The sequence below is a fragment of the Streptomyces sp. NPDC040545 genome (assembly GCF_055595065.1).
The window spans coordinates 38665-62734 of sequence record NZ_JBVIWA010000009.1 but is presented as its reverse complement, the minus strand read 5'-3'; the positions used below and the strand labels follow the sequence as shown (position 1 = coordinate 62734).

General features: G+C 72.3%; 21 protein-coding genes and 1 pseudogene. 11 read left to right on the top strand and 11 right to left on the bottom strand.

Features of this window, described 5'->3' with window-relative positions; all coding sequences use genetic code 11:
- Positions 1-4: 4 nt before the first annotated feature.
- On the bottom strand, positions 5-2788 hold the full coding sequence (locus tag ACZ573_RS18955) for an AfsR/SARP family transcriptional regulator (RefSeq protein WP_471305266.1): 2784 nt from the start codon (positions 2786-2788) through the stop codon (positions 5-7).
- A 260-nt stretch (positions 2789-3048) separates the two neighbouring features.
- Between ACZ573_RS18955 and ACZ573_RS18950 the strand changes: the two genes are divergently transcribed.
- The gene (locus ACZ573_RS18950; RefSeq protein WP_471305264.1) at positions 3049-3474 is read left to right on the top strand and encodes a DUF8189 domain-containing protein; all 426 of its coding nucleotides are present in this window, start codon (positions 3049-3051) and stop codon (positions 3472-3474) included.
- A 165-nt stretch (positions 3475-3639) separates the two neighbouring features.
- Here ACZ573_RS18950 and ACZ573_RS18945 read toward each other — a convergent pair whose 3' ends face one another.
- Both ACZ573_RS18945 and ACZ573_RS18940 read right to left on the bottom strand, forming a co-directional pair.
- Positions 3640-4065: a subtilase-type protease inhibitor gene (locus tag ACZ573_RS18945; RefSeq protein WP_471305261.1), complete on the bottom strand. Its 426-nt coding sequence runs from the start codon at positions 4063-4065 to the stop codon at positions 3640-3642.
- Positions 4066-4496: 431 nt separating this feature from the next.
- Positions 4497-6029, bottom strand: coding sequence for a hypothetical protein (locus ACZ573_RS18940; protein WP_471305259.1), 1533 nt, complete (start codon positions 6027-6029; stop codon positions 4497-4499).
- 166 nt (positions 6030-6195) lie between these two features.
- On the opposite strand from ACZ573_RS18940, the gene ACZ573_RS18935 reads away from it, so the two are divergent.
- Positions 6196-6732 (top strand): hypothetical protein, encoded by a 537-nt coding sequence (locus ACZ573_RS18935; RefSeq protein WP_471305256.1) that lies wholly within the window; start codon positions 6196-6198, stop codon positions 6730-6732.
- A gap of 32 nt (positions 6733-6764) precedes the next feature.
- Here ACZ573_RS18935 and ACZ573_RS18930 read toward each other — a convergent pair whose 3' ends face one another.
- Complete coding sequence (locus ACZ573_RS18930; protein WP_471305254.1) at positions 6765-8669, bottom strand: FHA domain-containing protein; 1905 nt, start codon at positions 8667-8669, stop codon at positions 6765-6767.
- A gap of 167 nt (positions 8670-8836) precedes the next feature.
- On the opposite strand from ACZ573_RS18930, the gene ACZ573_RS18925 reads away from it, so the two are divergent.
- Positions 8837-10294, top strand: coding sequence for a serine/threonine-protein kinase (locus ACZ573_RS18925; RefSeq protein ID WP_471305252.1), 1458 nt, complete (start codon positions 8837-8839; stop codon positions 10292-10294).
- Between the two features lie 36 nt (positions 10295-10330).
- Here ACZ573_RS18925 and ACZ573_RS18920 read toward each other — a convergent pair whose 3' ends face one another.
- The gene (locus tag ACZ573_RS18920) at positions 10331-10828 is read right to left on the bottom strand and encodes a MarR family winged helix-turn-helix transcriptional regulator (RefSeq protein WP_471305250.1); all 498 of its coding nucleotides are present in this window, start codon (positions 10826-10828) and stop codon (positions 10331-10333) included.
- 227 nt (positions 10829-11055) lie between these two features.
- Between ACZ573_RS18920 and ACZ573_RS18915 the strand changes: the two genes are divergently transcribed.
- Positions 11056-12324, top strand: coding sequence for a YhgE/Pip domain-containing protein (locus ACZ573_RS18915; RefSeq protein ID WP_471305247.1), 1269 nt, complete (start codon positions 11056-11058; stop codon positions 12322-12324).
- A gap of 4 nt (positions 12325-12328) precedes the next feature.
- On the opposite strand, the gene ACZ573_RS18910 is transcribed toward ACZ573_RS18915, so the two are convergent.
- Together ACZ573_RS18910 and ACZ573_RS18905 are read right to left on the bottom strand one after the other, a co-directional pair.
- Complete coding sequence (locus tag ACZ573_RS18910) at positions 12329-13888, bottom strand: amidohydrolase (protein ID WP_471305245.1); 1560 nt, start codon at positions 13886-13888, stop codon at positions 12329-12331.
- Between the two features lie 12 nt (positions 13889-13900).
- Entirely contained in the window at positions 13901-15235 is a 1335-nt protein-coding gene (locus tag ACZ573_RS18905; protein WP_471305242.1) for a lysine N(6)-hydroxylase/L-ornithine N(5)-oxygenase family protein, read from the bottom strand.
- A gap of 252 nt (positions 15236-15487) precedes the next feature.
- Here ACZ573_RS18905 and ACZ573_RS18900 point away from each other — a divergent pair, with 252 nt between their 5' ends.
- The 5 genes from ACZ573_RS18900 to ACZ573_RS18880 all read left to right on the top strand — a co-directional run bounded on the left by ACZ573_RS18900 (position 15488) and on the right by ACZ573_RS18880 (position 18342).
- Complete coding sequence (locus tag ACZ573_RS18900; protein ID WP_471305240.1) at positions 15488-16432, top strand: methionyl-tRNA formyltransferase; 945 nt, start codon at positions 15488-15490, stop codon at positions 16430-16432.
- Between the two features lie 89 nt (positions 16433-16521).
- Positions 16522-16971: a serine/threonine-protein kinase gene (locus ACZ573_RS18895; protein ID WP_471305237.1), complete on the top strand. Its 450-nt coding sequence runs from the start codon at positions 16522-16524 to the stop codon at positions 16969-16971.
- Between the two features lie 117 nt (positions 16972-17088).
- A complete protein-coding gene (locus ACZ573_RS18890; protein ID WP_471305235.1) occupies positions 17089-17514 on the top strand; it encodes a hypothetical protein in 426 nt (141 codons plus the stop codon).
- Positions 17515-17561: 47 nt separating this feature from the next.
- Positions 17562-17705 carry a hypothetical protein gene (locus ACZ573_RS18885; protein WP_471305232.1) on the top strand — a complete coding sequence of 48 codons (144 nt, stop codon included), beginning with the start codon at positions 17562-17564 and terminating at the stop codon, positions 17703-17705.
- Positions 17706-17829: 124 nt separating this feature from the next.
- On the top strand, positions 17830-18342 hold the full coding sequence (locus ACZ573_RS18880) for a hypothetical protein (protein ID WP_471305230.1): 513 nt from the start codon (positions 17830-17832) through the stop codon (positions 18340-18342).
- A gap of 25 nt (positions 18343-18367) precedes the next feature.
- On the opposite strand, the gene ACZ573_RS18875 is transcribed toward ACZ573_RS18880, so the two are convergent.
- Positions 18368-19303, bottom strand: a complete 936-nt coding sequence (locus tag ACZ573_RS18875; RefSeq protein WP_471305227.1) for a LysR family transcriptional regulator — start codon at positions 19301-19303, stop codon at positions 18368-18370.
- 127 nt (positions 19304-19430) lie between these two features.
- On the opposite strand from ACZ573_RS18875, the gene ACZ573_RS18870 reads away from it, so the two are divergent.
- Complete coding sequence (locus tag ACZ573_RS18870; protein ID WP_471305225.1) at positions 19431-20672, top strand: MFS transporter; 1242 nt, start codon at positions 19431-19433, stop codon at positions 20670-20672.
- Positions 20673-20887: 215 nt separating this feature from the next.
- A complete protein-coding gene (locus ACZ573_RS18865) occupies positions 20888-21724 on the top strand; it encodes an arylamine N-acetyltransferase family protein (RefSeq protein ID WP_471305222.1) in 837 nt (278 codons plus the stop codon).
- Between the two features lie 33 nt (positions 21725-21757).
- On the opposite strand, the gene ACZ573_RS18860 is transcribed toward ACZ573_RS18865, so the two are convergent.
- The 3 genes and pseudogenes from ACZ573_RS18860 to nadE all read right to left on the bottom strand — a co-directional run bounded on the left by ACZ573_RS18860 (position 21758) and on the right by nadE (position 24067).
- Positions 21758-22519 carry a GNAT family N-acetyltransferase gene (locus ACZ573_RS18860; protein ID WP_471305220.1) on the bottom strand — a complete coding sequence of 254 codons (762 nt, stop codon included), beginning with the start codon at positions 22517-22519 and terminating at the stop codon, positions 21758-21760.
- 158 nt (positions 22520-22677) lie between these two features.
- A pseudogene (locus ACZ573_RS18855) lies at positions 22678-23106 on the bottom strand (PAS domain-containing protein); the annotation flags it as partial.
- A gap of 130 nt (positions 23107-23236) precedes the next feature.
- Positions 23237-24067, bottom strand: a complete 831-nt coding sequence (nadE, locus tag ACZ573_RS18850; RefSeq protein WP_390171113.1) for an ammonia-dependent NAD(+) synthetase — start codon at positions 24065-24067, stop codon at positions 23237-23239.
- Positions 24068-24070: the final 3 nt, after the last annotated feature.

The window sequence follows — 24070 nt, the reverse complement described above, 5'->3', positions numbered from 1 at the left end:
GTCGTCACCCGCCGGGGGCGGAACGCCCCTGCGTGACCACGCTCCACTCCGGCCCCCGGTCCGACAGCCCGTCCAGTGCCACCCGCGCGGCGGTCTCGCCCTCCTCGTAGGCGCTGGCCCGGGCCTCCCGGATGGCCGCGTGGAGCTGTCGTACGGCCTCGCCGGTCCGTCCCACGGCGGCCAGCGCCTCACCGTGCAGGGTACGCAGGACCACCCGGCGCGGGGCCGCCAGCGGAGGCGCGGCGAGGGCCAGCCCGCGGGCCGCGTGTGCGGCGGCCTCGGCCGCGGCGCCGACCGACAGCAGGTGCTGGGCGAGGTGTTGGTGCGCCAGGGTGACGGTCTCGGTGAGGCCCTCCCGCTCGGCGAGGGCGAGGGCGTCGGCCAGCAGGCCGCCGGGCCGCTCGCGGTCTCCGTACCGCATGAGCGCGACGGCCAGGTTGATCCGGGCGACCGCCTCCCCGGCGAAGTCACCTGCCCGGACGGCGAGATCAGGGGCCCGTTCCAACCGCGTCAGGGCCTCCTCGGGCCTGCCCTCCTCGGACAGCACCCAGCCGAGCAGCGCCGACGCCCGGGACTGGGCCGCCGGATCACCGTCGAGTTCGGCGGATGCCAGGCCCTGTTCGAGCAGCGGCACCCAGCCGTCGCGGACCTGCCACACGACGAGCGGCCACTGGAGCAGGACGAGCCGCCAGGCCCGGTCGTGGTGGCCCGCCGCGACGGCCGCCTCGACCGCTGACCGCAGGGTGCCGCGCTCGGCGGAGTACCAGGCGAGCGCGGCCGTCCGGTCGGCGAAGCGGCGGATCTCGGCCGAGCGCCGGGCCCCGGGCGGGAGGGCACAGCACGGCTCGCCGCCGGGCTCCGCGGCCGCGCACGCCGCGAGCAGGGTCTGCACCCAGTGGTCGAGCAGCCGGAGCAGCCCGGCGGGTTCGTGAGCGGGTGCCAGGCTGCGGGCGAAGAGGCGCACCAGATCGTGCAGCACGTAGGACTGCGGGCCCGTCTCGACGACCAGCTGGGCCGCGGCCAACTGGTCCAGCGCCAGGGCGGCCTGGGGTGGCGGGCAGTCGGCGAGCGCGGCCGCCATGCAGGTGTCGAGCGTGGCACCGGTGTGCGGGCCGAGGTGGTGGAAAAGCCGACGCGCCGGTTCGGGCAGGTGCCGCAGGCTGAGGCCGAGCGCCGCGGCGACGCCGGTGTCCTCCGCCGCGAGCAGGTCCAGCCGGTGCTGCTCGTCGGCGAGTTCACCGGCGAAGGAGGCCAGGCCCCGGTGCGGACGGGTGGCGAGCCGGGCGGCGGCGACGCGCAGCGCGAGGGGCAGTCCGTCGCACAGACCTGCCAGTCGCGCGGCGGCTTCCGGTTCGGCCGCCACCGACTCCGGGCCCAGTACGGCGGCCAGCAGCGCCGTCGAGTCGGCGGCGGGCAGAGCGCCGACCGTCACCGGGCGGGCGGCGTCGGTGGCCACCAGGCCGTCGAGCCGGTCGCGGCTGGTGACGAGGGTGACGCACTCGTCCCCGCCGGGCAGCAACGGGCGGATCTGCTCGGAGTCGACGGCGTTGTCCAGTACGACCAGCAGTCGGCGCCGGGCGGTCAGTTCGCGGTAGCGGGCCCCGAGGGCGGCGGGCGAGCCCGGCATCCGCTCGACCGGGACGCCGAGCGCGAGCAGGAACTCGCGGAGCACGGCGCGGGTGTCGTGGGCCGGGGTGGTGCTGAAGCCGCACAGGTCGGCGAAGAGCGTGCCGTCGGGGAACTCGGCGCGGCGCCGGTGCGACCAGTGCACGGCGAGCGCGGTCTTGCCGACGCCGGCGCTGCCCGTGAGGGTGACGATGGGGCCCGGCGTCGCGGTCGTGAGGCGGTCGAGGGTGGCGAGTTCGTCCTGCCGTGCGATGAAGCCCCGTGGCCGGCGGGGCAGCAGCTGGGGGGTGGCGACGGGCCCCGCGGCGGCCTCGTGCGGCGCGGCGGCGGGCGGGCGGACCGTCCCGTGGTCGGCGTCCGCGTGGGCGTGGCTGTGGCCGTGGCCGTGGGTATCGGCGTGGGCGTCGGCACGGGTGTGGGTGTCCGTACGCAGGAGGGCGTGGTAGGCGTCGGTGAGCACCGGTGCGGGGTCGACACCGATCTCGTCGGCGAGCAGCTTGCGCGTGCGGTGGAACCAGTCCAGCGCGTCCGCCTGCCGGCCCGCCCGCGCCAGGGCCAGCATCAGGTGCGCCACGAGCGGCTCGCGCAAGGGGTGTGCGGCGGCCTCGGCGCGCAGCACGGACGCGGCCGCCGCGTGGTCGCCCAGTTGTCCGTACGCGCGCGCCAGCGCCTCCACCGCTGTCAGACGCAGCTCCTCCAGTGCCTGCGCGGGGGCCTCCAGCGGTGCGCTGTGCACGGTCCCGGCGAACGCCGGCCCCTGCCACAGCCCCAGCGCCTCACGGAGGACGGCCACGGCCTGCCCCGGGTCCGCGCCGCGCCGGACGAGCCGGAGCGACTCCTCGAAACGGTGGGCGTCCACGAGTCCCGCGGGCAGGCGCAGCTGGTACGCCGCTCCCTGGGTGAGGAGTTCCACGCCGTGTCCGGCCGCGTCGTGCTGTCCGAGCACCGCCCGGAGCCGGGAGACGTGTCCCTGCAGCACGGTGCGCGCGTGCCTCGGCGGCTCCTCGTCCCAGAGCGCCTCGGTGAGCCGCTCGACACCGACGGGCGTGTTCGGGTGGGCCAGCAGCATGGCCAGCAGGCTCCGGCGTTTGGCAGGGCCGAGCGGGAGCGGATCTCCGTTCGCCGTCGTCACGGAGACCGGCCCCAACACGCGGAACTGCACAGACCCCACCCTCGTCGATCCGTACTGCTTCGTGCCGTTCTGTTCAGGTAGTGACGGCCCCTGACCGAGGATAAGTCGGGTTGTTCCGGCGGCATGAGTACGGCCTCGGCCAATCATGGAACGCATATTCCACCCCCGGACGCACGGCAGGGCGGTGCGGGCCCGGCGGGGCGTTAGCAGGCCGTTAGAGCATCGTTGGCGGCCGGTGGAAGTGTTCGGAGCGTCAAGTCGTTCCGTCATCCCGATCGGGGAGTACCCACATGACCTCGGCCATCCTCCGCCGCTCCGCCCTCGCGGTCACCACCCTCGCGCTCTCCGGGGCCGCCCTCGCCGGTGTGAGCGCCGCCCCGGCGCAGGCGGCGGCGCCCGCCGCCACTGCCGGCTTCTGTCACGTGTCCGGTCTCGGCGGGGACTACATCTGTGAGTACGGCGAAGCCTGGATGACGTACCCGGCCGGCAACCGCCAGGTCTTCATCGTCGGTACCGACTTCGCGGTGTGGACCCGCTGGCAGTACGCCGGGGGCTCGTGGAGCGAATGGACCTCCATGGGCGGCACCGTGCGCAGTGGGGTCCGCATCGAAGGCAACAACACCTGGAACCCGACCATCTCGATCGTCGGCATGGACGGCGAGCGCTGGTCCCGGCACCGCCTGAACAGCGGCAGTTGGACCCCCTGGCAGAACTGACCCGCAGGCCCCGGCGGGCCGCCACCCGCCGATCCCAGGGAGAGAACGGTACGCCCGTGACGGGGGTGTCCCTGGTACGGCAGCCCCCACCCCCACCCCCCATGCCCGGCCTCCGGCCCGCCGGGGCCGGAGGCCACCCGAGGTGACCGCCGGCCCCGTGGCACGTCAGAACGCGTAGAGCGCGTTGCCGTTCAGGGTCGCGGACATCACGCACGAGTTGCGGAAGGTGTGCTTCCAAGCGACGCGGTCACCGTTCCACACACCGTCCGCGGTGACGGTGACGGGGTCGTTGCGCCTCGGGCACGCCCGGCCCGGATCGGGAGCGGCCAGCAGGCGGTCGAGCTCGCCCTCGGTGGCGTTGAGGGCGTCGCACGCGGCCCGGGGCGCGGGATGCGTGCCCTCGGCGGTGTAGCCACAACTGAGGACGGCCGCCCGCAGGACCGTACCCGTGGCGGCGTCGCTCCCCTGGGTGATGGTGAGGACCATCGCGGAGGGTCCGTGCAGGCTCGCGGGGCTCGCCTCCGCCAGGCCCGCGGTGCCGGCGATACAAAGGAGAGTGGCGGCGGAGAGGGTGGCTAAGCGATGACGCATAACAAGGCCCACTTTCGATTCGAAGGTTGTTTGGCGCGCCGGAACTTTCATGCAGCGCTCAACTGGGGCTGAGCCTGCCAGGTATGAAGGTCTCCCGCACGCGGGCGGTCGATTTACGGACAGTCCGTTCGAATGCCGGTGACCGGGGGGCGTTCGCGCAGCTCCCGCCGCATGCCGGCAGGTTCGCACCGCGCAAGAAGCGCGGCGCGTAGAGGGGCGTGACGCGATCTCCCGCACCCGCTGCCCAGGTGGTGGTCACGCACGGTTCACCGAACGTCCCGCCAGGGTGACCGGATCGATGCGGTGGCGAGCCCGCACACCCGCTCCGACGGTCCTCGGACCACGTCGCCTCCACGCGAAGGCCGCCTCACCGTCCGGGCGAGGCGGCCTTCGCGTGACCGGTCCGGCCAGCCGGTCATCCGGTCATCCGGTCATCCGGCCTTCAGGCGGCGGCCGATCTCCTCGGTCATCCGTCGCTGGAGTTCGGCCAGCTGCTCGTTCGTATAGGCCGTCAGGTCGCCTGGGTCCCCCGGGTTCTTCGCACCCTCCTGCTGCTGCCGTTTCTGCTGCTCCCGGCGTTTGAGCTCCTGCTCCTCGGGCGATCCGGGCACTACGTACGCGCACCGGATCAGCGCTCCGTCGGCGGCCTTCAGACAGGTCGCCTCACGGCCACCCACCTGCCCCTTCCCCTCCACCCGGTAGCGGACGTTCTGTTCGCTGCCGACGGTGGCCGTCCACGTTCCGCCCCCGGTGGGTACGACCTCGAACACCTGGTCGTCGTTGTAGCAGCAGACGTCCCGGTACTCCGCCTTGATCAGGGCGACGAGCGCCTTCGGCGACGACCACGCCGGATCGAGGCGATGGACGGTCATCGGCGCGAGCCCGCCGCCCTGGTGGCGGGTGGGCACCGTCGACACGGCCACGACCGAACTGGCCTCCCCCTGCGGGGTGAGCGGGGTGACGTACGCACTGCGCCCGGCCTCTTCGGCGTACCGCATGGTGAACTCGGACTCGTTGCCCTCGTTGGCGCCGTCCTCGGAGGCATCCCATCCGCTGCGCTCGAACCACCAGTCGCTGAAGCCGCCCACCGCGGCCGTTCCTTCCCGCTGACGGGCCGCCAGGCTGATCGGGTAGGACGGACCGGGAACGGCGGCGGTGTCGGTGGTGAGGGTGAGCTTTCCGGTCCGCCCGTCGTAGAGCGCGACACCGGCGGGGCGCTCGGTGACCACGAGGATCCCGGTCTGCCGCTTGAGCGGGACGACCACGACCGGGGTGCCGCCCGAGCAGGTCACGTACGCGTCGTCGGCCTCGAAGCGGACCCAGCGCTTCTCGGCCGAGATCTTCCTTCCGAGGTTGTGGGTGAACCAGCCGCTGATCCGCGCGTCCGCCCGGGACACGTCGAACGGGCAGCGCTCCTGGCTACGGCTCTCGCCGCCGAGGGGGACGTCCTGCACGAGGCCGACCTCGTACCCGGCCAGCCAGCCGCGCCGCTCGACCAGGGTGGCGAACCGGTCCGAGTCCGGCAGGTAGGTGATGTCGGAGATCTCGCCGGTGACATCGCCCAGGTGCGGGGCGGCCTGCGCCTTGCCGGCCACGTACGGCACCCGGGCCGCCAGAGCGGGTACGGGCTCGGTCACGACCTGCGAGGTGGCCATGTACGCACGGTCCTGCAGGTACGAGCCGTACACCAGCCAGCCGACGGTGAGGCCCAGCCCGACGACGGCGCCCAGGCACCCGAGGGCGACGGCCGCGTTCCCGGTGCCCGCACCGCGCCCCGCACGCCGCCGCAGCCGTCCCACCAGCAGCACGACCGCCGCGGTGGCCGCCGCGGCCAGCAGGGGCAGGGCGAACCAGGCGAAGAGCTTGCGCAACTCCCAGACCGCGATCGTCGTGTAGTACGAGGCGTACCAGAGGACGAACCCCACCGGCAGAACCACGAGCCCCACGCGCAGTGCCCGACCCATCAGCGCCCCCGCCCCTCGGCCCCACGTCACTGCGTCCGATTCTCCACCCCGGACCGGACCATGTCACCGGCTTGCGCGGACGGACGGGATTCGCTGACCACCCCCGGACCGGGGGGCTACTGTACGAGCACGCCGAGTTGCGCACGGTCACCCGAGGAGGAATCCTGTGCCATCGCCCTGTGACTCCCAGCATGCTGCCGTCGGTGATGTGGGTGCGGCACTCATGATGATCGACTCACGGCTCAAGGCCGTCTACTCCGGCAGGGCCGGGACCGACCCCGAACAGCAGCAGCTGATCGACCAGTTCACCGCGTCGCTGGGCCCCGAGGAGGCCGAGGACCTGGTGGACGGCGCATGCACGCTCATCTACATGTTCGTACAGTGGCTGCGGATGGCGCACGAGGACCAGGGCAGTGACGTCATCGAGTACGTGGTGCCCAGCTTCGTGGCCTCGCTGCGCATGATGACCAAGAGCGTCCGCCCCGAGGTCATCCCCACCATGGTCGGCCTGGTCGTCGCGGCCGCCACCGGCCTGAGCCCCAACCTGTGGCGCAAGCAGTACGGTGACTGGACAGGGGACGAGATGAACTCCCTGGAAGCCACGGCGTTGCTGCTCGCGGAGCACATCAACCGGCTCACCGGAGACCACGACTTCGCCACCCGCATGGTCACCGACGCCCTGTCCCGCTCGGACCAGGACTGACCCCCGGCGCCCTCGCGCGCACCCGGCGCAGGTCACCCGACAGCCGGGGCCAGTGCCCTCCGGGGGTCGGCCGGGCGGGGTACGTAGACCGGGGAGTCCGACTGGTAGAAGAGGTCGATGTCGGCCTCCTCGCCGCCGACGATCAGGGTGTCCCAGGCGCCGCTCTCCCGCAGGGTGCGCAGGGTGGCGGGGGCGATCGAGGCGAGGTGGGAGCGGAGTTCCCCGTCCGTGGGCAGGCCGGGCAGCCGGGATCCCAGACGGTCGCGGATACCGGCCATCCGGTCGAGCAGCGCGTCCAGGTCGCTCCCGTCCGCGACTGCGCCGCCGGCCTCCGCGCTGCGCGCGATGATGTCCCTGATGGCGCGGGTGACGCCCTGGTCGTCCGTGGTCACCATGGCGTTCCAGGCCCGGCTCTTGTGCCGGTACTGGAGCATGGACATGGCGGCCTCGTGCCGGATGAAGTCGGCATCCCGCAGCGGCTTTCCCTGCCAGGCGCGGCTGAGCGAACGGGCCAGTGAAGTGGCCGAGGCCAGGCCGCTGTTGAGGCCGCGGCCCGGCCAGAAGTGGATGGCGTTGGCCGCGTCGCCCAGCAGGAAGCCGAAGGTGCCGGGGCTGGTCGCCGTCGGCCGGTGCAGCTGCGCGGTGAACCGCGGGCGCTGCACCATGTCCAGCCGGAACGAGGTGATCGCCGACAGGTCCTCCTCGGCCACGCCGAAGAGGCTGAGGCCCTGCCGGATCTCCTTCCACAGCGGGGAACTGCGCAGCAGGGCGGGCAGGAAGAGGGTGCCGTGGGTGGGGCAGCGGAACTCGTTGTCCTCCTCCTGCCGGCTCATCAGGCACGGGCGGGCGGCGATGCACTCCTCGAAGACGTGGCGGACCGGGTCGATGCCGATGACGTTCTTGGCCTCCTCCCGGGTGAGCCGCATGTTCAGGAAGCCCTCGCCGCGCAGCGAGTTGAGCAGGAAGCGGTTCTGCGACACCGTGAGCAGCACGCTCATCGGGTCCGGCAGCTTCGACTTGACCCGCAGTCCCAGCACGACGTCCTGAAGGTGTTCGCCGTCGAGGGAGTAGATCGAGGCGTCGGCCGCGCCGAAGCGGTCGGCGTAGTGCTCGCGGGTGCGGGAGCGGCCGCCCTCGCAGACCACGAGGACGTGTTCCTGGGTGAGCCGGTTCTGCTGCTCCGTCACGTCGAAGCGTCTGGGGACGAGCCGGATGGCCGGGCGCCGGTTGGCCAGGTCCAGCAGCCGGTCCTCGATGTGGGCGATCCGGATGTTGCGGGGCGGGTGGCCGTCGACCGAGTCCGGGCCGACGGGCCACATCTCGGAGTAGGCGGCGCCGTCGTCGAACAGCGCGCCGAGGACCTCCTCGGACAGGGCGAGGTACTGCCGGCTCTGAACGGTCACCACCTGCTGGCGGCGGAAGTTGCCCTGGGTCTCGTCCTTCCAGACGACCGCGGAGCCCTTCCTGGTCCAGCGCCCGTCGTAGAGGGTGATGAGGGTCCGGCCGGGCAGCATCTCGTCGAGCGCCAAGGCGAAGGCGAGGCCGACCGGGCCGCCGCCGGTGATGGTGACCCGCAGTGCGCCGGGGTCCGCGGTGCTGAGCCGGGGGACGTCCAGGAGGGAGAGGTCCATGACCGTCTCCATGGCGTCCTGCGCCTCGTAGAGGAACGTTTCGTCACCGATCCGGATGCAGTCGTTCGGGCGCAGCACGTGCCGGGTGACGCGCTGGTCGTTGACGAACGTGCCGTTGCGGCTGTCCCGGTCGTAGAGGACGAACCCGGGGTCCTCCGTGAGGATCTCGGCGTGCAGCCGGGAGGCACTGGGACTGACGATCACGACGCCGTTGTCGCTCTTGCGCCCGAAGCTGAGGGGCTCACTGCCCAGAACCACGCTCTGTCCGGTGAACGGACCCGTGCGCCCGACGATGACCGATGGCACTCCACACCCCTTGGAAAACGATGCTGCTGATGACTCGTACGACAGGAACACGTCATCGAGAAGGTGTTCGGTTCAACCATTTCTTGGAATCTTTTGAGTCACCCTGAACCGGGGGCCAGGTCCGTACGTGATGCTCGCGTCGGCCGCCGATAGAGGAGAACCACCTCATGTACAACGACGAATCCGAGACCGTGACGGAGACCGCGTTCTCTGCCACCCCCGCACCGGGTCCGGCGGGTGGGGAACCGTTGATCGCGGGCCGCTACCGGCTGTTGTCCCGGCTCGGCGAAGGCGGAATGGGCACCGTGTGGCGGGCCCGCGACGAGACCCTGCACCGGGAGGTCGCCGTCAAGGAGGTGCGCGTCCCGGCCGGCCTGTGGGGCGACGACATCGCCCGGATGTACAGCCGGCTGGAGCGGGAGGCATGGGCGGCGGCCCGGATACCCGACCGCAACGTGGTCACGGTCCACGACGTGGTCATGGCGGACGACCGGCCCTGGATCGTGATGGAGCTGGTCCGGGGGCAGTCGCTGGCCGAGCTGCTGCGTACCGAGGGGCCGCTCACCCCCCGGTACGCCGCGTACATCGGCGCGGAGGTGCTGAACGCCCTCCGTGCCGCGCATGCCGTCGGGGTGGAGCACCGGGACGTCAAGCCGGCGAACGTGCTGCTCGCGGACGACGGGCGGGTGGTGCTCAGCGACTTCGGAATCGCGATGGTCGAGGGCAGCACCGCCCTGACCATGACCGGCGAGGTGGTCGGCTCCCCCGAGTACCTGCCGCCGGAGCGCGCGCTGGGCCGCCCCTCGGGCCCCGAATCGGATCTGTGGTCCCTCGGCGTGATGCTGTACGCGGCCGTGGAGGGGATCTCCCCGTTCCGGCAGGACACCGCGCTCAGCACCCTGCGGGCCGTCGTGGACGAGGAACCGCCGGTACCGACGTGCGCGGGCCCGCTCGCACCGGTGATCGCGGGGCTGCTCCGCAAGGACCCCGCGCAGCGGACACCCGCCGCCGAAGTCGCCGAAGCCCTGCGGGCCGTCGCGCAAGAACCCGGCGCCACCACAGGGGCGGCCCGCATCCTGTCGACCCCGACGGAAGGCACCACCGCCATGGCCCCGGGCCCCGCGGCGGAACCCGCGACCGGGACGGCCGCCGAGGTCGCCGCGGCGGCCGCCCCGCCCCGCAAGCGCCGTACGATGACCTTCGTCGCCGCCGGCACGGCCGCCTGCGTACTGATCGGCGGCGGGATCGCCTACGCACTCACCGGCAACGACGGGGCCACCGCGCCCGATTCGGGCGTACAGGTGTCGGTGACGGGCGCGAACACGGCCTACACCGGCAGCTGCCCGGTCCCCGAGGGCCGGGCCCCGGCGTTCACCGCGATCTTCACCGCGTCCGAGCCGACGCTGATCTCCTACCGCTGGGTGTCCGGCGACGGTTCGGTCGTGGATCCGCACTGGCGCACCCTGTCGATCGGGGACAAGGCCAACCCGACGGGGCGCGACACCGTGCGCGTGTCGGCCGACGCGAAGACGGGCACCCTGACGACCGGGATGGCCGTGGAAATCCAGAGCCCCACCCGCACCACCTCCAACCCGGTCCCCTTCTCGATCACCTGCACCCGCTGAACCCCGCACGGGGCCGGCCGGCGGCAGGCGGGGCCGTCAAGGGGTCCGGGTCTCGGCCGCCTCGACGTTGGCGACCATCCTGCGCAGCACCTTGAGGGCCGCCACGTACTCCTCGTCGCCGATGCCCTGGTGGACCACGGCACGCTGCTCGGTCACCAGCTGCCGCAACCGCGCCCTGGCGGCTTCCCCGGCCTCGGTGAGGTGCAGCCGCTGTGTGCCGTCGGTCGAGAGCCAGCCGCGGTGGAGCAGCTGGTCCACGACCCGGGCGATCTCGTGCGGTCCTTCCGCGAGCGGGGTCAGCTGCGTGACCACTTCCTCCCGGCCGGGCGCGGGAAGCCCGCTGTTCACCCGGTTGAGGACCCAGTACTGCGGCTGTGTCACGTCGATCCTGGCCATGGCGTCCCGCAGCTGGCGGGTGACCGCCGTGTGGGCCAGGCCGCTCCAGTAGCCGATGGGCTGGGTGGCCAGCATGTCGTCGGTGGCGGCCGGATCGGCCGGCGCCTGGTCGGTGGTGGTACCGGTCAACGGTTTCATGATCACGACGCTACACACCACCCCCGGCGCGGGCTCCGCCGCGGTCAGGTGGCCGGGCAGGCCGGCGCCGCGGTGGGCCGTTCCGGTGGTCCCGTACGCGGGTTCGCGGCCGGAGCGCGAGGGGTACGGCGGCCTTCCCGGGTGCGGAGACCATCCTGAGGGTGCCGTGCGGCTCCGCCGCTGCCACCGCCCCTCGATCCCGGCCCGCCGGGAAGCTACGGAGACCGATGTCCCCGACCGTCGCCCCCGAAGCCACTGCCGCGGCCCTGGTGCGCCGCCCCCAGCTGTGGCTGGTCCCCACGATCCTGACGGGACTGCTCGCCCTGCTGCTGTCGCTGCTCTACATGGGCGGCATCGTCAACCCCAACGCGGAACTGCGCGACCTGCCCATCGCCCTGGTCAACGAGGACACGGGCGAGCCGCCGCCGGGGCAGCGGCAGAACCTGGGTACGCAGATCACCGCGGCCATCGCCGCCGACCCCGCGGGCAGCAAGGCGGACTGGCGCCAACTGAGCCTCGCCCAGGCCCAGGACCAGCTCGACTCCGGCGAGGTCTACGGGGCGCTGGTGGTCCCGGCCGGCTTCACGGAGTCCGTCACGGCGCTCCCCACGTCCGGCGCCACGAAGCGGCCGGCCATCACGGTGCTCACCAACCCCGGCAAGGGCAGCCTCGGATCCTCGCTGGCGAGTCAGATCACGACGCGGGCCGCCCACGGCGCGTCCCGCTCCGTCGGCGAGCAGCTCACGGCGGCCGCCGGAGGCCAGGCGAGCGCCACCGCGAAGCTGCTGCTGGCCGACCCGGTCGACGTCGTCACCCAGGTCGGTCACCCGATCGGCGCGCACAGCGGCCTCGGCCTGACGGCCTTCTACTACACCCTGCTGCTGGTGCTGGCCGGGTTCATGGGCGGCAACGTCATCAGCAACGGCGTCGATACCGCCCTCGGCTACGCCGACAACGAGATCGGCCCGTGGCACACCCGGCGCCCGACGGTGCCGATCGACCGCACCCAGACGCTGCTCCTCAAGATGCTGATGACCGCGGGCATCACGCTGGTCAGCGTTTCCCTGGTGATGCTGGCCTGCATCGGCATCCTGGGGATGGACGCGTCCCACCTGCCGCTCCTGTGGATCTACTCCTACTGCGCGGCCCTCGCCGTCGGCCTGGGCGTGCAGGCCATCAACGCCGCGTTCGGCGGGATCGGGCAGCTCGTGTCGATGTTCGTGTTCATCGTGCTGGGTCTGCCGTCGTCGGGTGCGACCGTCCCGCTGCAGGCGGTCCCCGGCTTCTACCGCTTCCTCTCCCACTTCGAACCGATGCGTCAGCTCAGCGACGGCGTCCGCGCGATCCTCTACTTCGACGCCCGCGGCGACGCGGGGCTCACCCGCTCCTGGATCATGATCGCGGTCGGTACGGTGCTGGCCCTGCTGTTCGGCTTCGCCATGACCGCCTACTACGACCGCAAGGGCCTCAAGCGGCTGACCCCGCAGCCCGCCTGACGGGTCAGGCGGGCCTGCCGTCGACGTACGTGGCGACGACCTCGATGGCTCCGATCCGCCCGGGGTCGATCCGCCTCGGGTCGTCGCCCAGTACGGCCAGGTCCGCGCGCCGGCCCGGGGCCAGGGTGCCCGCGCTGTCGTCCCAGTGGGAGGCGTAGGCGCCCGCCACGGTGTAGGCGTGCAGGGCCTCGTCCACGGTGATGCCCTCGTCGGGACCGATGAGGGCCCCGGAGGCGGAGGCCCGTTCCACCATGAACTGGACGGCCTTCAGCGGTGATCCGTCGGTGACGGGGCGGTCGGAGCTGCCCACGAGGGTGATCCCGTGGTCCAGGAAGCCCCGGCCCCGGTACATCCAGGGGGCCCGCTCCGGGCCCATGACGGCCGCGTAGTCGTCGCCGAAGGAGCGCAGGAAGTGCGGCTGGACCACCGCGCTCACGCCGAGTCGGGCGAAGCGCGCCAGCTGGTCGGGCCGGATCAGGCCGGCGTGTTCGATCCGGTGCCGGGCGGTGGGCCGGGGCCGTAGCCGCTGGGCGCGTTCGAGGGCATCCAGGGCCAGGTCGGCGGCACGGTCCCCGATGGCGTGCACGGCGAGCTGCCAGCCGGCCAGGTGACCGTCGACGATGGTGTCGGTGATCCGCTCGGGGCTGTCCTGGAACTCCCCCGCGTGGTCGGTCCCTTCGTAGGGGCGGGTGAGGGCGGCCGTGCGGGCCATCATGCCGCCGTCGGTGTAGACCTTGAGCGCGCCGAGGGAGAGCCGGTCGTCGCCGAAGCCGGTGCGCAGGCCGAGGTCGAGGGCGCGGGGCATCCCGTCCGAGGGGTGCGCGGCCACGGGCCGCAGGGTGTCGGCGGCCGCCATGAGCTGGACCCGCAGCGGCAGCCGCCCCTGGTCGCGCAGGAGTTGGTAGGCGCCGAGCTCGACCGGGCTGTTGCCGAGCAGGCCGCCGCCGATGCCCGCCTCGGCGCAGGCGGTGACGCCTTCGGCGAGGCAGGTGCGGCCGGCGTGCTCGACGGCGTCGGCGATCTCCTCCTGCGAGTAGGGCAGGCGCAGCCGGCGTGCGGTGGTCATGGCGCTCTCGGCGAGGAAGCCCTCGCCGTGGGCGAGTTCGCCGGGGAGCAGGTCGAGGACGGTGGTGTCGACCACGCATCCGTGTCCCGAGTCGTGCAGCATGAACACCTTGCGGCCGTCGCTGACCTTGTCCAGTTCGGCGGCGGTGAGGTGCCGGCCGAGGGCCCGCTGGTCGTAGCCCACGATGTCCACCCACGCGCCGCGCGGTTTCCGGGCGACCGCCTCCGCGACGACGGCGAGCACGTCCTCGACGCGTTCGCAGGGCGCCACGCTGGGGGTGGTCGCCTTGAGTCCGGTCCAGGCCAGGTGCACGTGGGAGTCGATGAATCCGGGCAGCACGGTGGCGCCCTGGAGGTCGACGACCTCACGGGTGGGCAGTGCGGTGACGGCCTCGTCCAGGCCGACGATCCGGCCGTGCCAGATGCCCAGGTCGTGGGCGACGGGGTGGCCGGGGTCCATGGTGAGGAAGGTGGCGTTCGTCAGCCTGGTGCAGAGCATGGGTGCTGGTCCTCAGGGGGTGGGCGCCGTACGGGCGGCCGGTACGGGCACGCGGCCGTGGGCGACGATGGACCGGAGGATCTCGCCGACCCGGACGGCGGTGTTCGACAGCAGGGAGGACGTGATGCCGTGCGTGTGCTCCGTTCCTCCCTGGAGGTAGATGCCGCAGCGCAGTTCGGGCTCGCTCTCGACGCGGTAGTCGCGTGCCACGCGGACGCGGCCGAGGCCGTCGCGCCGGCAGTACTTCTCGACGTCCCCGAGCAGTCCGAGGCCGTCCGCCGAGCGGTATCCGGTCGCGTAGACCAGCGCGTCGGCCGCCAGGGCCTCCTTCTCCCCCGTGACCAGCGACTCGACGGTGACGCGTACGTGGTCGGGGGTCTCGGTGACGTCCGCGAGCCGTGACACCTTCAGGAAGCGCAGCCGCTCGGTGCCGAGGACCTTCTCCTGGTACTCCTGCCGGTAGAGGTCGTCGATGAGGTCGATGTCCACCACGGAGTAGTTGGTGTTGGCGTGGTACTCGATCAGCTTGCGCTTGATCTCCTCGGGGGCGGTGAAGTACTCGTCGACCGCCGAGGGGTCGAAGATCCGGTTGGCGAAGCCGCTGTCGTCGGCGGGGCTGTAGCCGTAGCGGGAGAAGACGGCGCACACCTCGGCCCGGGGGAAGGTGCGGTGCAGGAAGGCCACGTTCTCGGCGGCGCTCTGGCCGGCGCCGACGACGACGAACCGGGCGGGGTCGGCGCCTCCCAGCGCGGCCACCCTGGTGAGGAGTTCCGAGGTGTGCCAGATCCGGTCGGTGCGTTCCACGCCGTCCGGCATCTGCGGCCGCAGGCCGGTGCCGATCACCAGGTTGCGCGCCCGGTGGACCACGAGCTCGGAGCCGGAGCGGGCGGTCACGTCCACGTACTCGATCGCCCCGTCGCGCAGGACGGGACGTACGGCGACGACCTCGGACCCGTAGGAGACCATGTCGTCGACCTTGGCCGCGGCCCACTCGAAGTAGTCGTGGAACTCCACGCGCAGCGGGAACAGGTTCTTGTGGTTGACGAAGTCGATCAGGCGGCCCCGGCTCTGGAGGTAGCAGAGGAAGCTGTACTCGCTCGCCGGATTGCGCAGTGTCACCAGGTCCTTGAGGAAGGACACCTGCATGGTGGCGTCGTCGATGAGCATGCCGCGGTGCCAGCCGAAGCGGGGCTGCTGCTCGAAGAAGTGGGCGGTGACCGCCTCCTGCGGTCCGACGCCGGCGTTGTGCTCGCTGAGCGCGATCGCCATGGCCACGTTCGAGGGGCCGAAGCCGATGCCGATGAGGTCGTGGATCAGTGGCGCATCATCGGACAGATCCTGTGACATGTCACTCCCAATCGTGCGGGGGCAGCCGATCGCCATGCGTGGGGGAACCGGGGGCAGGGCACGCCGAAGGAGCGGAACCCGAGGCGAACTTAGGGAAGGCTAACCTGACATGGTGGACCTGTCGATGGGCAAATCAGATCGAGCCTTCATCGAGTAGCCGCTGAACTCTCCCCGAAGAAGGGGATGTTGCACGGTTAGGTAAGCCTTGCTTTACTCATTTTGAAATCTGTCGCCGCTCCGAGGAGGAACCCCATGCGGGTCGTCATGTTCGGCTATCAGACGTGGGGGCACCGCACCCTGCAGGCCCTGCTGGAGTCCGAACACGATGTCGTTCTGGTCGTGACGCACCCGAAGAGCGAGCACGCGTACGAGAAGATCTGGAGCGACTCGGTCGCCGACCTCGCCGACGACCACGGCGTCCCGGTGCTCATCCGCAACCGCCCCGACGACGAGGAGCTGTTCACCCGGCTGAAGGAGGCGGAACCGGACATCATCGTGGCGAACAACTGGCGCACGTGGATCCCCCCGCGCATCTTCGACCTGCCCCGCCACGGCACCCTCAACGTGCACGACTCCCTGCTGCCGAAGTACGCCGGGTTCTCACCGCTGATCTGGGCGCTGATCAACGACGAGCCCGAAGTCGGCGTCACCGCCCACCTGATGAACGACGAGCTCGACGCGGGCGACATCGTGGTCCAGCGCGCCGTACCGGTCGGCCCGACGGACACCGCCACCGACCTGTTCCACAAGACGGTCGACCTGATCGCACCGGTCACCGTGGGCGCCCTGGGCCGGATCGCGGCCGGCGAGACCAGCTTCACCCGCCAGGACCGCTCGCAGGCCAGCTTCTTCCACAAGCGGTCGGCCGAGGACATCCGCATCGACTGGAACTGGCCGGCCGAGGACCTCCAGCGGCTCGTCCGCGCCCAGTCGGCCCCCTATCCGGCCGCCTTCACCTACCATCGCGGCAAGCGTCTGGAGGTACTGGCCGCCGTCGTCTCCGAGGGCCGCTACGGGGGCACGCCCGGCCGCGTGTTCTACCGCGAGGGCGAAGGCGTCGTGATCGTGGCCGGGGCCGACGCCCGCACCGGGCGCAACCGCGGCCTCGCCATCACCCGGGTACGGACCGAGGAAGGCGAAGAGATGCCCGCCACCGACTACTTCACCACCATGGGCGGGTACCTGACCAGCCGCTGAGCCACGGCGTCGACCCGGGCCCAGGGCGGCCCCCCGGTGTCCCGGCGGCGACCTGGACAGCGTCTGCGAACGCCTCCGAACGCGCGGCCGTGCACGCCGCCGGGCTGGTGCACCGTGACCTGAAACCGTCCAACGTACTGCTGGGCCCCGACGGACCCCGGGGGATCGACTTCGGGATCTCGCGGGCCACGGAGGCGAGCGCACTGACCCGCACCGGACTGACCGTCGGCTCCCCCGGCTTCATGTCGCCGGAGCAGGCCTCCGGGGGCGCCGTGGGGACGGCCTCCGACGTGTTCTCCTTCGGAGCGGTGCTGGCCTTCACCATGAGTGGCGAGAGCCCCTTCGGGTCGGGCGCCACCCCCGCGCTGCTCTACCGGGTCGTGCACTCGGAGCCGCGGCTGGACGCCCTCTCGGGGCTCGCGCTGGACCTCGTACGGCGCTGCCTCGCCAAGGACCCCGCCGCGCGGCCCACCCTGGCCGCGTTGTTCACGGAACTCTCGGACGGGACGGACGACGCCCGCCCGGTCGGTTCCGGCTGACTGCCGGCCCCCGTCGCGCACAGCCTGCTCGCGCGCGCCTCCTCGGCGCTGGAGGCGGACTCCGACCCCTCGCTGACGGCCACCGCGCCCGCGCCCCCGCCGTACGCTCCGACGCGGGTGTACCCCGCCGGGGCGGCGGCCGGGCCGCCCGCCGCCCCGCCCGGGTACGGACCGCGCCCGGCGCAGGCGCGCGCCCGGTTCCGTACGGCACCCTTCGTCGCGGCCGCCGCCGTGGTGGTGGCCGCGACGATCGGGGCCCTCGCGTACACGGCCGCACAGAACGCGAAAAACGCGGCCGAGCACTACGTCTCCCAGGACGACAGTGGCGGCACTCCCACGGATCCGGCGCCGGAGCGCACCGACCCGCTCGACGGCTGGTCCCTGTCGGACGAGGCGGAGGTCCAGCTGCCCACCGGCCACGGCATCGACGCCGCCGACCTCACGCAGGCGAAGGCGGGGGACGGTTTCGACGTCGACCTGCACCTGAACTGGGACCTCGCCGGGACGACATCCTGCTGCTCAAGTCCGGTGATGCCGACCTGAACAGCGACTGCCTCGCGGACGGGCACAGCTCCGGCTACGGAACCCTGGTGGAGGACGCCGAGTGGGACACCGACGACATGATCTGCGTCCGCGTCTCCTCCGACCTGCTGCTCGTGCTGGAGGTCACCCACATCGAGGACGGCCAGGACGACTACCTGGAGGCCGTCGCCAAGGTGTGGGAGCGCGATTGATCCGCTGCCGCCCGCACCATGATCGCTACCGGTAGGGTGACACGGAAAATCCCTTATGCCTGACGGCGGTTCACGCACCCGACCCACCTACCCACCCACGTACCCACCGAAGCGACGCACACCTGTGAACGAGACAGACCCGGCACCCACCGACGACACCCACTTCGGCGCGATCACCGTCCGCCAGGACGGCCAGGACCGCCTCGAGGTCGACGGCGAGGCGATCCCCCGCGTGACCCTGGAGCGCGACCCGGCGAGCGAGGCGGACCCGCAGATCGCCATCGGCACCCGCGACCCCGTGCACCTCACGATGCGGGTCGACGGCGCGGTGGTCGGGCTGCTGCCGGCGAAGGGCCGCCTGAGCAGGCACTCGTACCGGGTGGACGTGACGTACGGCGGAGCGGACTACCGCCTGGTCCCGGACTCCGTCCCCAGCAGCCGGCTGACCCGCGACGGCGTGCACCTGGGCGACTTCTCCTCGGACGGCGACGAGACGGTCATCGCCGAATGGCGGGAGGACCGCGAGATCCGGCCGGCGGACGCGGCGATCGGGTACGCCCTGGCCTCGGCGTTCGGCACGGGCGCCCAGCCCATGTGGATGATGATCGTCGACGGCGTGACCAGCGCACTCCCCTGAGGACCGCCGCGCGGGCGGAGGTCGTTCAGCGCGGAATCACCCAGTCCGGTGCCCAGGTCCCGGCGGTGGCGTGGCCGACCGCGGTGGCGGCGAGGTGGGCGCGGAGGGTGACCAGGGCCGGGTGGGGGTGGTCGCGGTGCCACAGGAGCGAATGCGGGTAGACGGGCGTCGGATCGGTCACCGGGATGCGGCGCAGGCCGTGGCCGGCGGGCCAGATCAGGCGGGTGTGCTCGCCCATGAAGGTGGCCAGGGCCGGGCTGTCGGCGATGGTGTCGAGGAGCGCGTCGGAACCGAAGTTGGGACCGGTCGCCTCGATGGTGAGCCCGAACTCCGCGACGAGGTCGTCGTAGTAGGCGCCCCACTCGGTACCGGGGACGATGCCGGGCATCCAGATCCGGTGCCCAGCGAGCTGAGCGACGGTCACCGACCGGGCGCCCGCCAGCGCGTGGGCCGGGCCGGTGAGGAGTTGGAGCGGCTCGTCGAGCACCCGGACGGACTCGATGTCCTCGGGAAGGGGCCGGCCGGGCGCGGCGACGGCACGGAAGGACGCGTCGATCGCACCGGACCGGATCGCGGCGACGGCCGTCTCGATCTCGAACAGCATCACCACGTCGAGGTCGATCTCCGGGTACGCGCGGTGGAAGCCGCGCATCAGGCCGGACTGCGCGCCGCGCGAAGCGATCACATCGACGCGTAGCGGACGGCGGCCGGGGCGCACGGACGTGACCGCGCGCTCGGCAACGCGCAGCAGCTCCCGCGCATGGGGCAGGAACGCCTGCCCGTCGATGGTGAGCTCGGCGCCCCGGGGCGCGCGGGTGAACAGCCGCACGCCGAGGCTGCGCTCCAGGGCCGCGATGCGCTTGGAGACGGCCTGCTGGGTGATCGACAGGTCGGCGGCGGCTTTCTGGAACTGGCCCGCTTCCGTGACGACGACGAAGGTGCGTACTGCTTCGAGATCCACGTCGATCCACCTTAGTGAACAACGGATGGTTGTGGACAGCAGCCCGACCAGTTGTTTGACCTGGGCTTGTGCTGCTCGGTTAGCTCCCACGGGTCAACGTCGGTTTGTTGGGGTGGGAGCGCTGGGCATGGTGGGCAGGAGACCGTCGGGCCGGCAGTTCGGCCTGCTGTGGACGGCGTACGCGGTGAGCGCCTACGGGTCCGGGCTGGGGTTCGGTGCACTGCCGCTGATCGCCGTGCTGGCGTTGCACGCCGGTCCCGCCGAGGTGGCCGCGCTGTCCGCGGTGGGGCCCGCGATGGGTGCGCTGATCGCGGTGCCGCTCGCGCCGTGGGTGGAGTTCCGGCGCAAGCGTCCGGTCATGATCGCGATGGACCTGACGCGGTTCGCGGTCCTGGCGACGATCCCGGTCGCCTACTTCTCCGGGTGGCTCGGCTTCGTCCAGCTGCTGGTGGTCTCGGCCGTGGTCGCGGCGGCCAGGATCGCCTTCGGCGCCGCTGGTGGCGCCTGCCTCAAGGCCCTCGTCCGGCCGGACGACCTGCTCGCGGCCAACGCCCGGTTCGAGTCCACGAACTGGAGCTCCATCGCGGTCGGGCCACCGCTGGGCGGGGCGGCGATCGGCCTGTTCGGGCCGGTCACCACCGTGGTGGCCGACGCGCTCAGCTACCTGGTCTCCGCGCTGTGCCTCACCGCGATGCGCGGCCGGGAAGAGGCGCCGCAGCCCGCCGGCAGGAGCACGCTCCGGGCCGGCGCCCTGCTCGACGGCTGGCGCCACATCATGGGCCGTCCCGATCTGCGGGCGCTCTGCCTCAACAACATGCTCGTGTCCGGTCTGATCATGGCCACCGAGCCGCCGCTGGCCGTGCTCCTGCTGCGCCAACTCGGTTTCCCGCCCTGGCAGTACGCTCTCGCCTTCGCCGCTCCGTGCGTCGGCGGACTCATCGGCTCGCGACTGGCCCGCCGTGTCGTGGCGCGGCACGGCCGGGACCGGGTGCTGCGGACCGTCGGCACCCTGCGCGCCGTCTGGCTGATCGGCCTGGTCCTCGTCCGGCCCGGCGTCGCCGGCCTCGTCACCGTGATGGCTGTCGAGCTGGCGATCATCGTCAACATGAGCCTGTACACGCCGGTGCTCGCCACCTACCGGCTCGAACACACCCCCGGGCATCTCGTCGCCCGCACCCTGACGGCCTGGTCGATCGGCCAGCAGGCGTCCATCGCCGTCCTCACCGCACTCGCCGGGCTGCTCGCCGACGTCACCGGCCCACGGACCGCTCTCGCGGTCGCGGGACTGCTCATCCTGGCCACCCCGCTCCTGCTTCCCGCGGCCACCCATGACGCACCCCGACGCGCCGCCGAGGCCTGCGAGCCGTAGATGGACCGATGGGCCTGGGTCGTCTCCGGAAGAGACGGCCTAGTGCTGTGACCGGGAAGGTTTGCCGGGTTGCGGCGTCCGGTGCGGTGCATCGCAAGGCGGAGGACCGCGGCTCGTACTGGACGTACTTGCGCGGTCCGACAACGCGGCGAGGTGCCGTGCCGGGCGTCGGACCCGGTGAACCTTCCCGGTCACAGCACTAGGTCCAAGCGCGTATGGCGGGCGTGGGGGCGGGTTGCGAGACTGCCGGGATGGAAGAGTTTCCCGTGACTCGTGTTGACGCCTACCTGCGGCGGATCGGGGCGGCGCGGCCCGGGTCGGCGAGTGCGGCGGCCCTGCGCGACCTGCACTTGCGGCATCTGCGCACCGTCCCCTTCGAGAGCCTGTCCATCCATCTGGGACAGGAGATCGTGCTGGAAGGGGAGGCACTGCTCGACAAGCTGCTGCGGGGCGGCCGCGGCGGGTTCTGTTACGAGCTGAACGGGGCGTTCGCGCTGCTGCTGCGGTCCCTGGGCTACCGGGTGGAGCTGCTGCAGGCCCGGGTGCACTCGGCCGACGGCGGGCAGGGCGTTCCCTACGACCACCTGGCGCTGCGCGTGGAGTGCGAGGACGGCCGCCCGTGGCTGGTGGACGTGGGCTTCGGCGACCACAGCCACTACCCGCTGGCCTTCGACGAGCGCGGCGAGCAGACCGACCCGGGCGGGGTGTTCCGGATCGTCCCGGCCGGCGGCTCGGAGGGGGACCTCGATGTCCTTCAGGACGGCGTGCCCCGGTACCGGATGGAGACGCGCCCCCGGGTCCTGTCCGACTTCGTGACCGGCGCCTGGTGGCACAGCACCTCGCCCGCGTCCGGCTTCACCCGCAAGCCGGTGTGCTCGGTGCTGACGGAGTCCGGCCGGACCACTCTCAGCGACCGCGTGCTGACGGTCACGGCGGACGGGACGCGGACCGAGCGGACCCTGGCCGGCGACGCCGAGGTCCTGGCGGCCTACCGCACCCCCTTCGGCATCGACCTGCCCCGCGTCCCGGTCCCCCTCCATCCCCGCCCGTGACGGCCGGGCACGGGCGGCGCACGGTGCGACGCGTCAGCCGCGTTCGAAGGCGTGCGAGTGGCCGATGACGGCGAAGCCGCGGCGCTCGTACCAGTGGCGCGGCCAGTCCATGGCATCGGCGGTCAGGAAGCGGAAGTCGCTGCCGTGGGCGGCCGCCGCGTGCAGGGCGCCCGCCAGGACGGCGTCGGCGTAGCCACGCCCGAGGTGGGCCTCCGAGGTGATCAGGTCCTCGATCTGGGCCGTGCCGGTCGCCCGGTCGGCGTAGAGATCGGCCCATGAGGCGACCTCGCCCGCCTCGGTGCGGGCCCCGATGAACCGGACGACGTCCGCCCCGCGCCGACGGGCCTCGCGCCGGTCGACGAGCTGGCGCAGGACCTCGTCGTCGGCGTCCGGGAGGAATCCCCGCCAGCGCCGGGTCAGCGGAACGCGCAGCGCGTCGAGGTCCACCTCCTGCGCGGGCCCGGCGTCCGGCACCGGGCCCGTGTGCAGCATGACCAGGTAGGTGGAGTGGGTGTATCCGGCCCGGATCAGCGGCTCCGCGCACGCCGTGCCGGTGTCGTCGTCGAGTACGGAGATCAGCCGGTGCGGCAGATGCCCCAGGGCTTCCTCCGCGAGGGCGGGCAGCCCCCCGGGGTCGACGGCCGCGTCGATGACGACCTGGTTGTTCGCGCGGGACTGCGCGAACGCGTCGTCGTACACGGCGAACCCTCCGGGAACGGCCGCAGTGCGCGCGGCCTGGCGGCGGGCGAAGTCCGACAGGAAGGCGTTGACGCGCTGGAGTGCTGGGCTCGGCATGAGCCGAGCCTAGGGGGCCGGGTCCGTGGACGCCTTCGATTTCCCCTGGGGGGCGGCCGTCACAGGCGGAGGATGACGAGCGCGGTGTCGTCGGTGATGCCGCCCGCGTGTTCGCGCCGGGCGCCGAGCGGGGGGGTCGGTGGCCCGGTCGAGTCGCCGCCGCCGCTGCGCGCGCCGGCCCGGACGAGCTCGGTGACCTCTTCCACGCGGTGCAGGAGCAGCGCGACGGTGCCGTCGGGGGCGAGGACGGGCACGTTGACGGGGCTCCAGTAGCGCTCGTGCCAGACCCCGGACCGGTCGGGGTACTCGACGTCGTAGCGCTGGACGGCCATGCTGTCGGGCTCCCCGGTGGCCGCGACCCGTTCCAGGGAGGCGCGCAGGTTGCGCATGCCGTTCGCCGCCGGGTCGTTGGGGTGGTCGGGGAAGACGTCGAAGAGGTAGCGGTCGATGATCTGCTCGCGGGTGCGGCCGGACGTCTCCAGGAACGACTCGTTGACGTCCAGGTACACCAGGTCAGGGGTCAGCAGGGCGACCGCGCCAGGAAGGGCGTGGAAGACCGCGTGATAGTCGATTCCTGATCCGTCCACATCCACCTGTTCGCGCGCCACCGCCTGGTCATGACGTCACTTCCACGATAGGTGGGACCGTGCGGGGCGGGCCCGTCGTCGCCCCGGCGTTGGGCCGTTCGGCTCAATGCCGGGGCCGGCGCGGGGCTGCTCAGGGGGCGATCGGCAGCTGTCGCTTGTGCTCGGTGAGGCGGTAGCGGGCGACGATGGCCGCGAAGGCGGGCCCCTCGACGGGCTTGCCCTCCAGGAGGTCGTCGATGTCGTCGTAGGTGACGCCGAGCGCGTCCTCGTCGGGCTTGCCCGGGTCGAGCGTCTCCAGGTCCGCGGTCGGGGTCTTGTGGACCAGCTCGGCGGGCGCGCCCAGCTCCTCCGCGAGGGCGCGTACGCGGCGCTTGGTGAGGCCGGTGAGCGGGACGACGTCGGCCGCGCCGTCGCCGAATTTGGTGAAGAAGCCGGAGACCGCCTCGGCGGCGTGGTCGGTGCCGACGACGAGGCCGTCGTGCGCGCCCGCCACCGTGTACTGGGCGATCATGCGCTGCCGGGCCTTGACGTTGCCGTGCACGAAGTCCTGGTGGCGCGCGTCGCGGAAGACCGTGCCGCCGGCCAGGGCCGCTTCCAGGGCGGCGTCGCTCGCGGGCTTCACGTCCACGGTCAGGACCCGGTCGGCCCGGATGAAGTCCAGCGCCAGCTGCGCGTCCTTCTCGTCGGCCTGGGTTCCGTAGGGCAGTCGCATCGCGAAGAACGTCGCCTCGTGCCCGGCGGCGCGCACCCGCTCGACGGCGAGCTGGCACAGGCGGCCCGCGGTCGTGGAGTCCACGCCGCCGCTGATGCCCAGGACCAGTGCGCGCAGGCCCGTGGAGGTCAGCCGCTCGGCGAGGAAGGCCACTCGGCGCTCGATCTCCTGCCGTACGTCGAAGGACGCGCTCACCTGGAGGTCGCGGGCGATCTCCTGCTGCAGGGATATGGACGCCAGGTCGGTCACGGT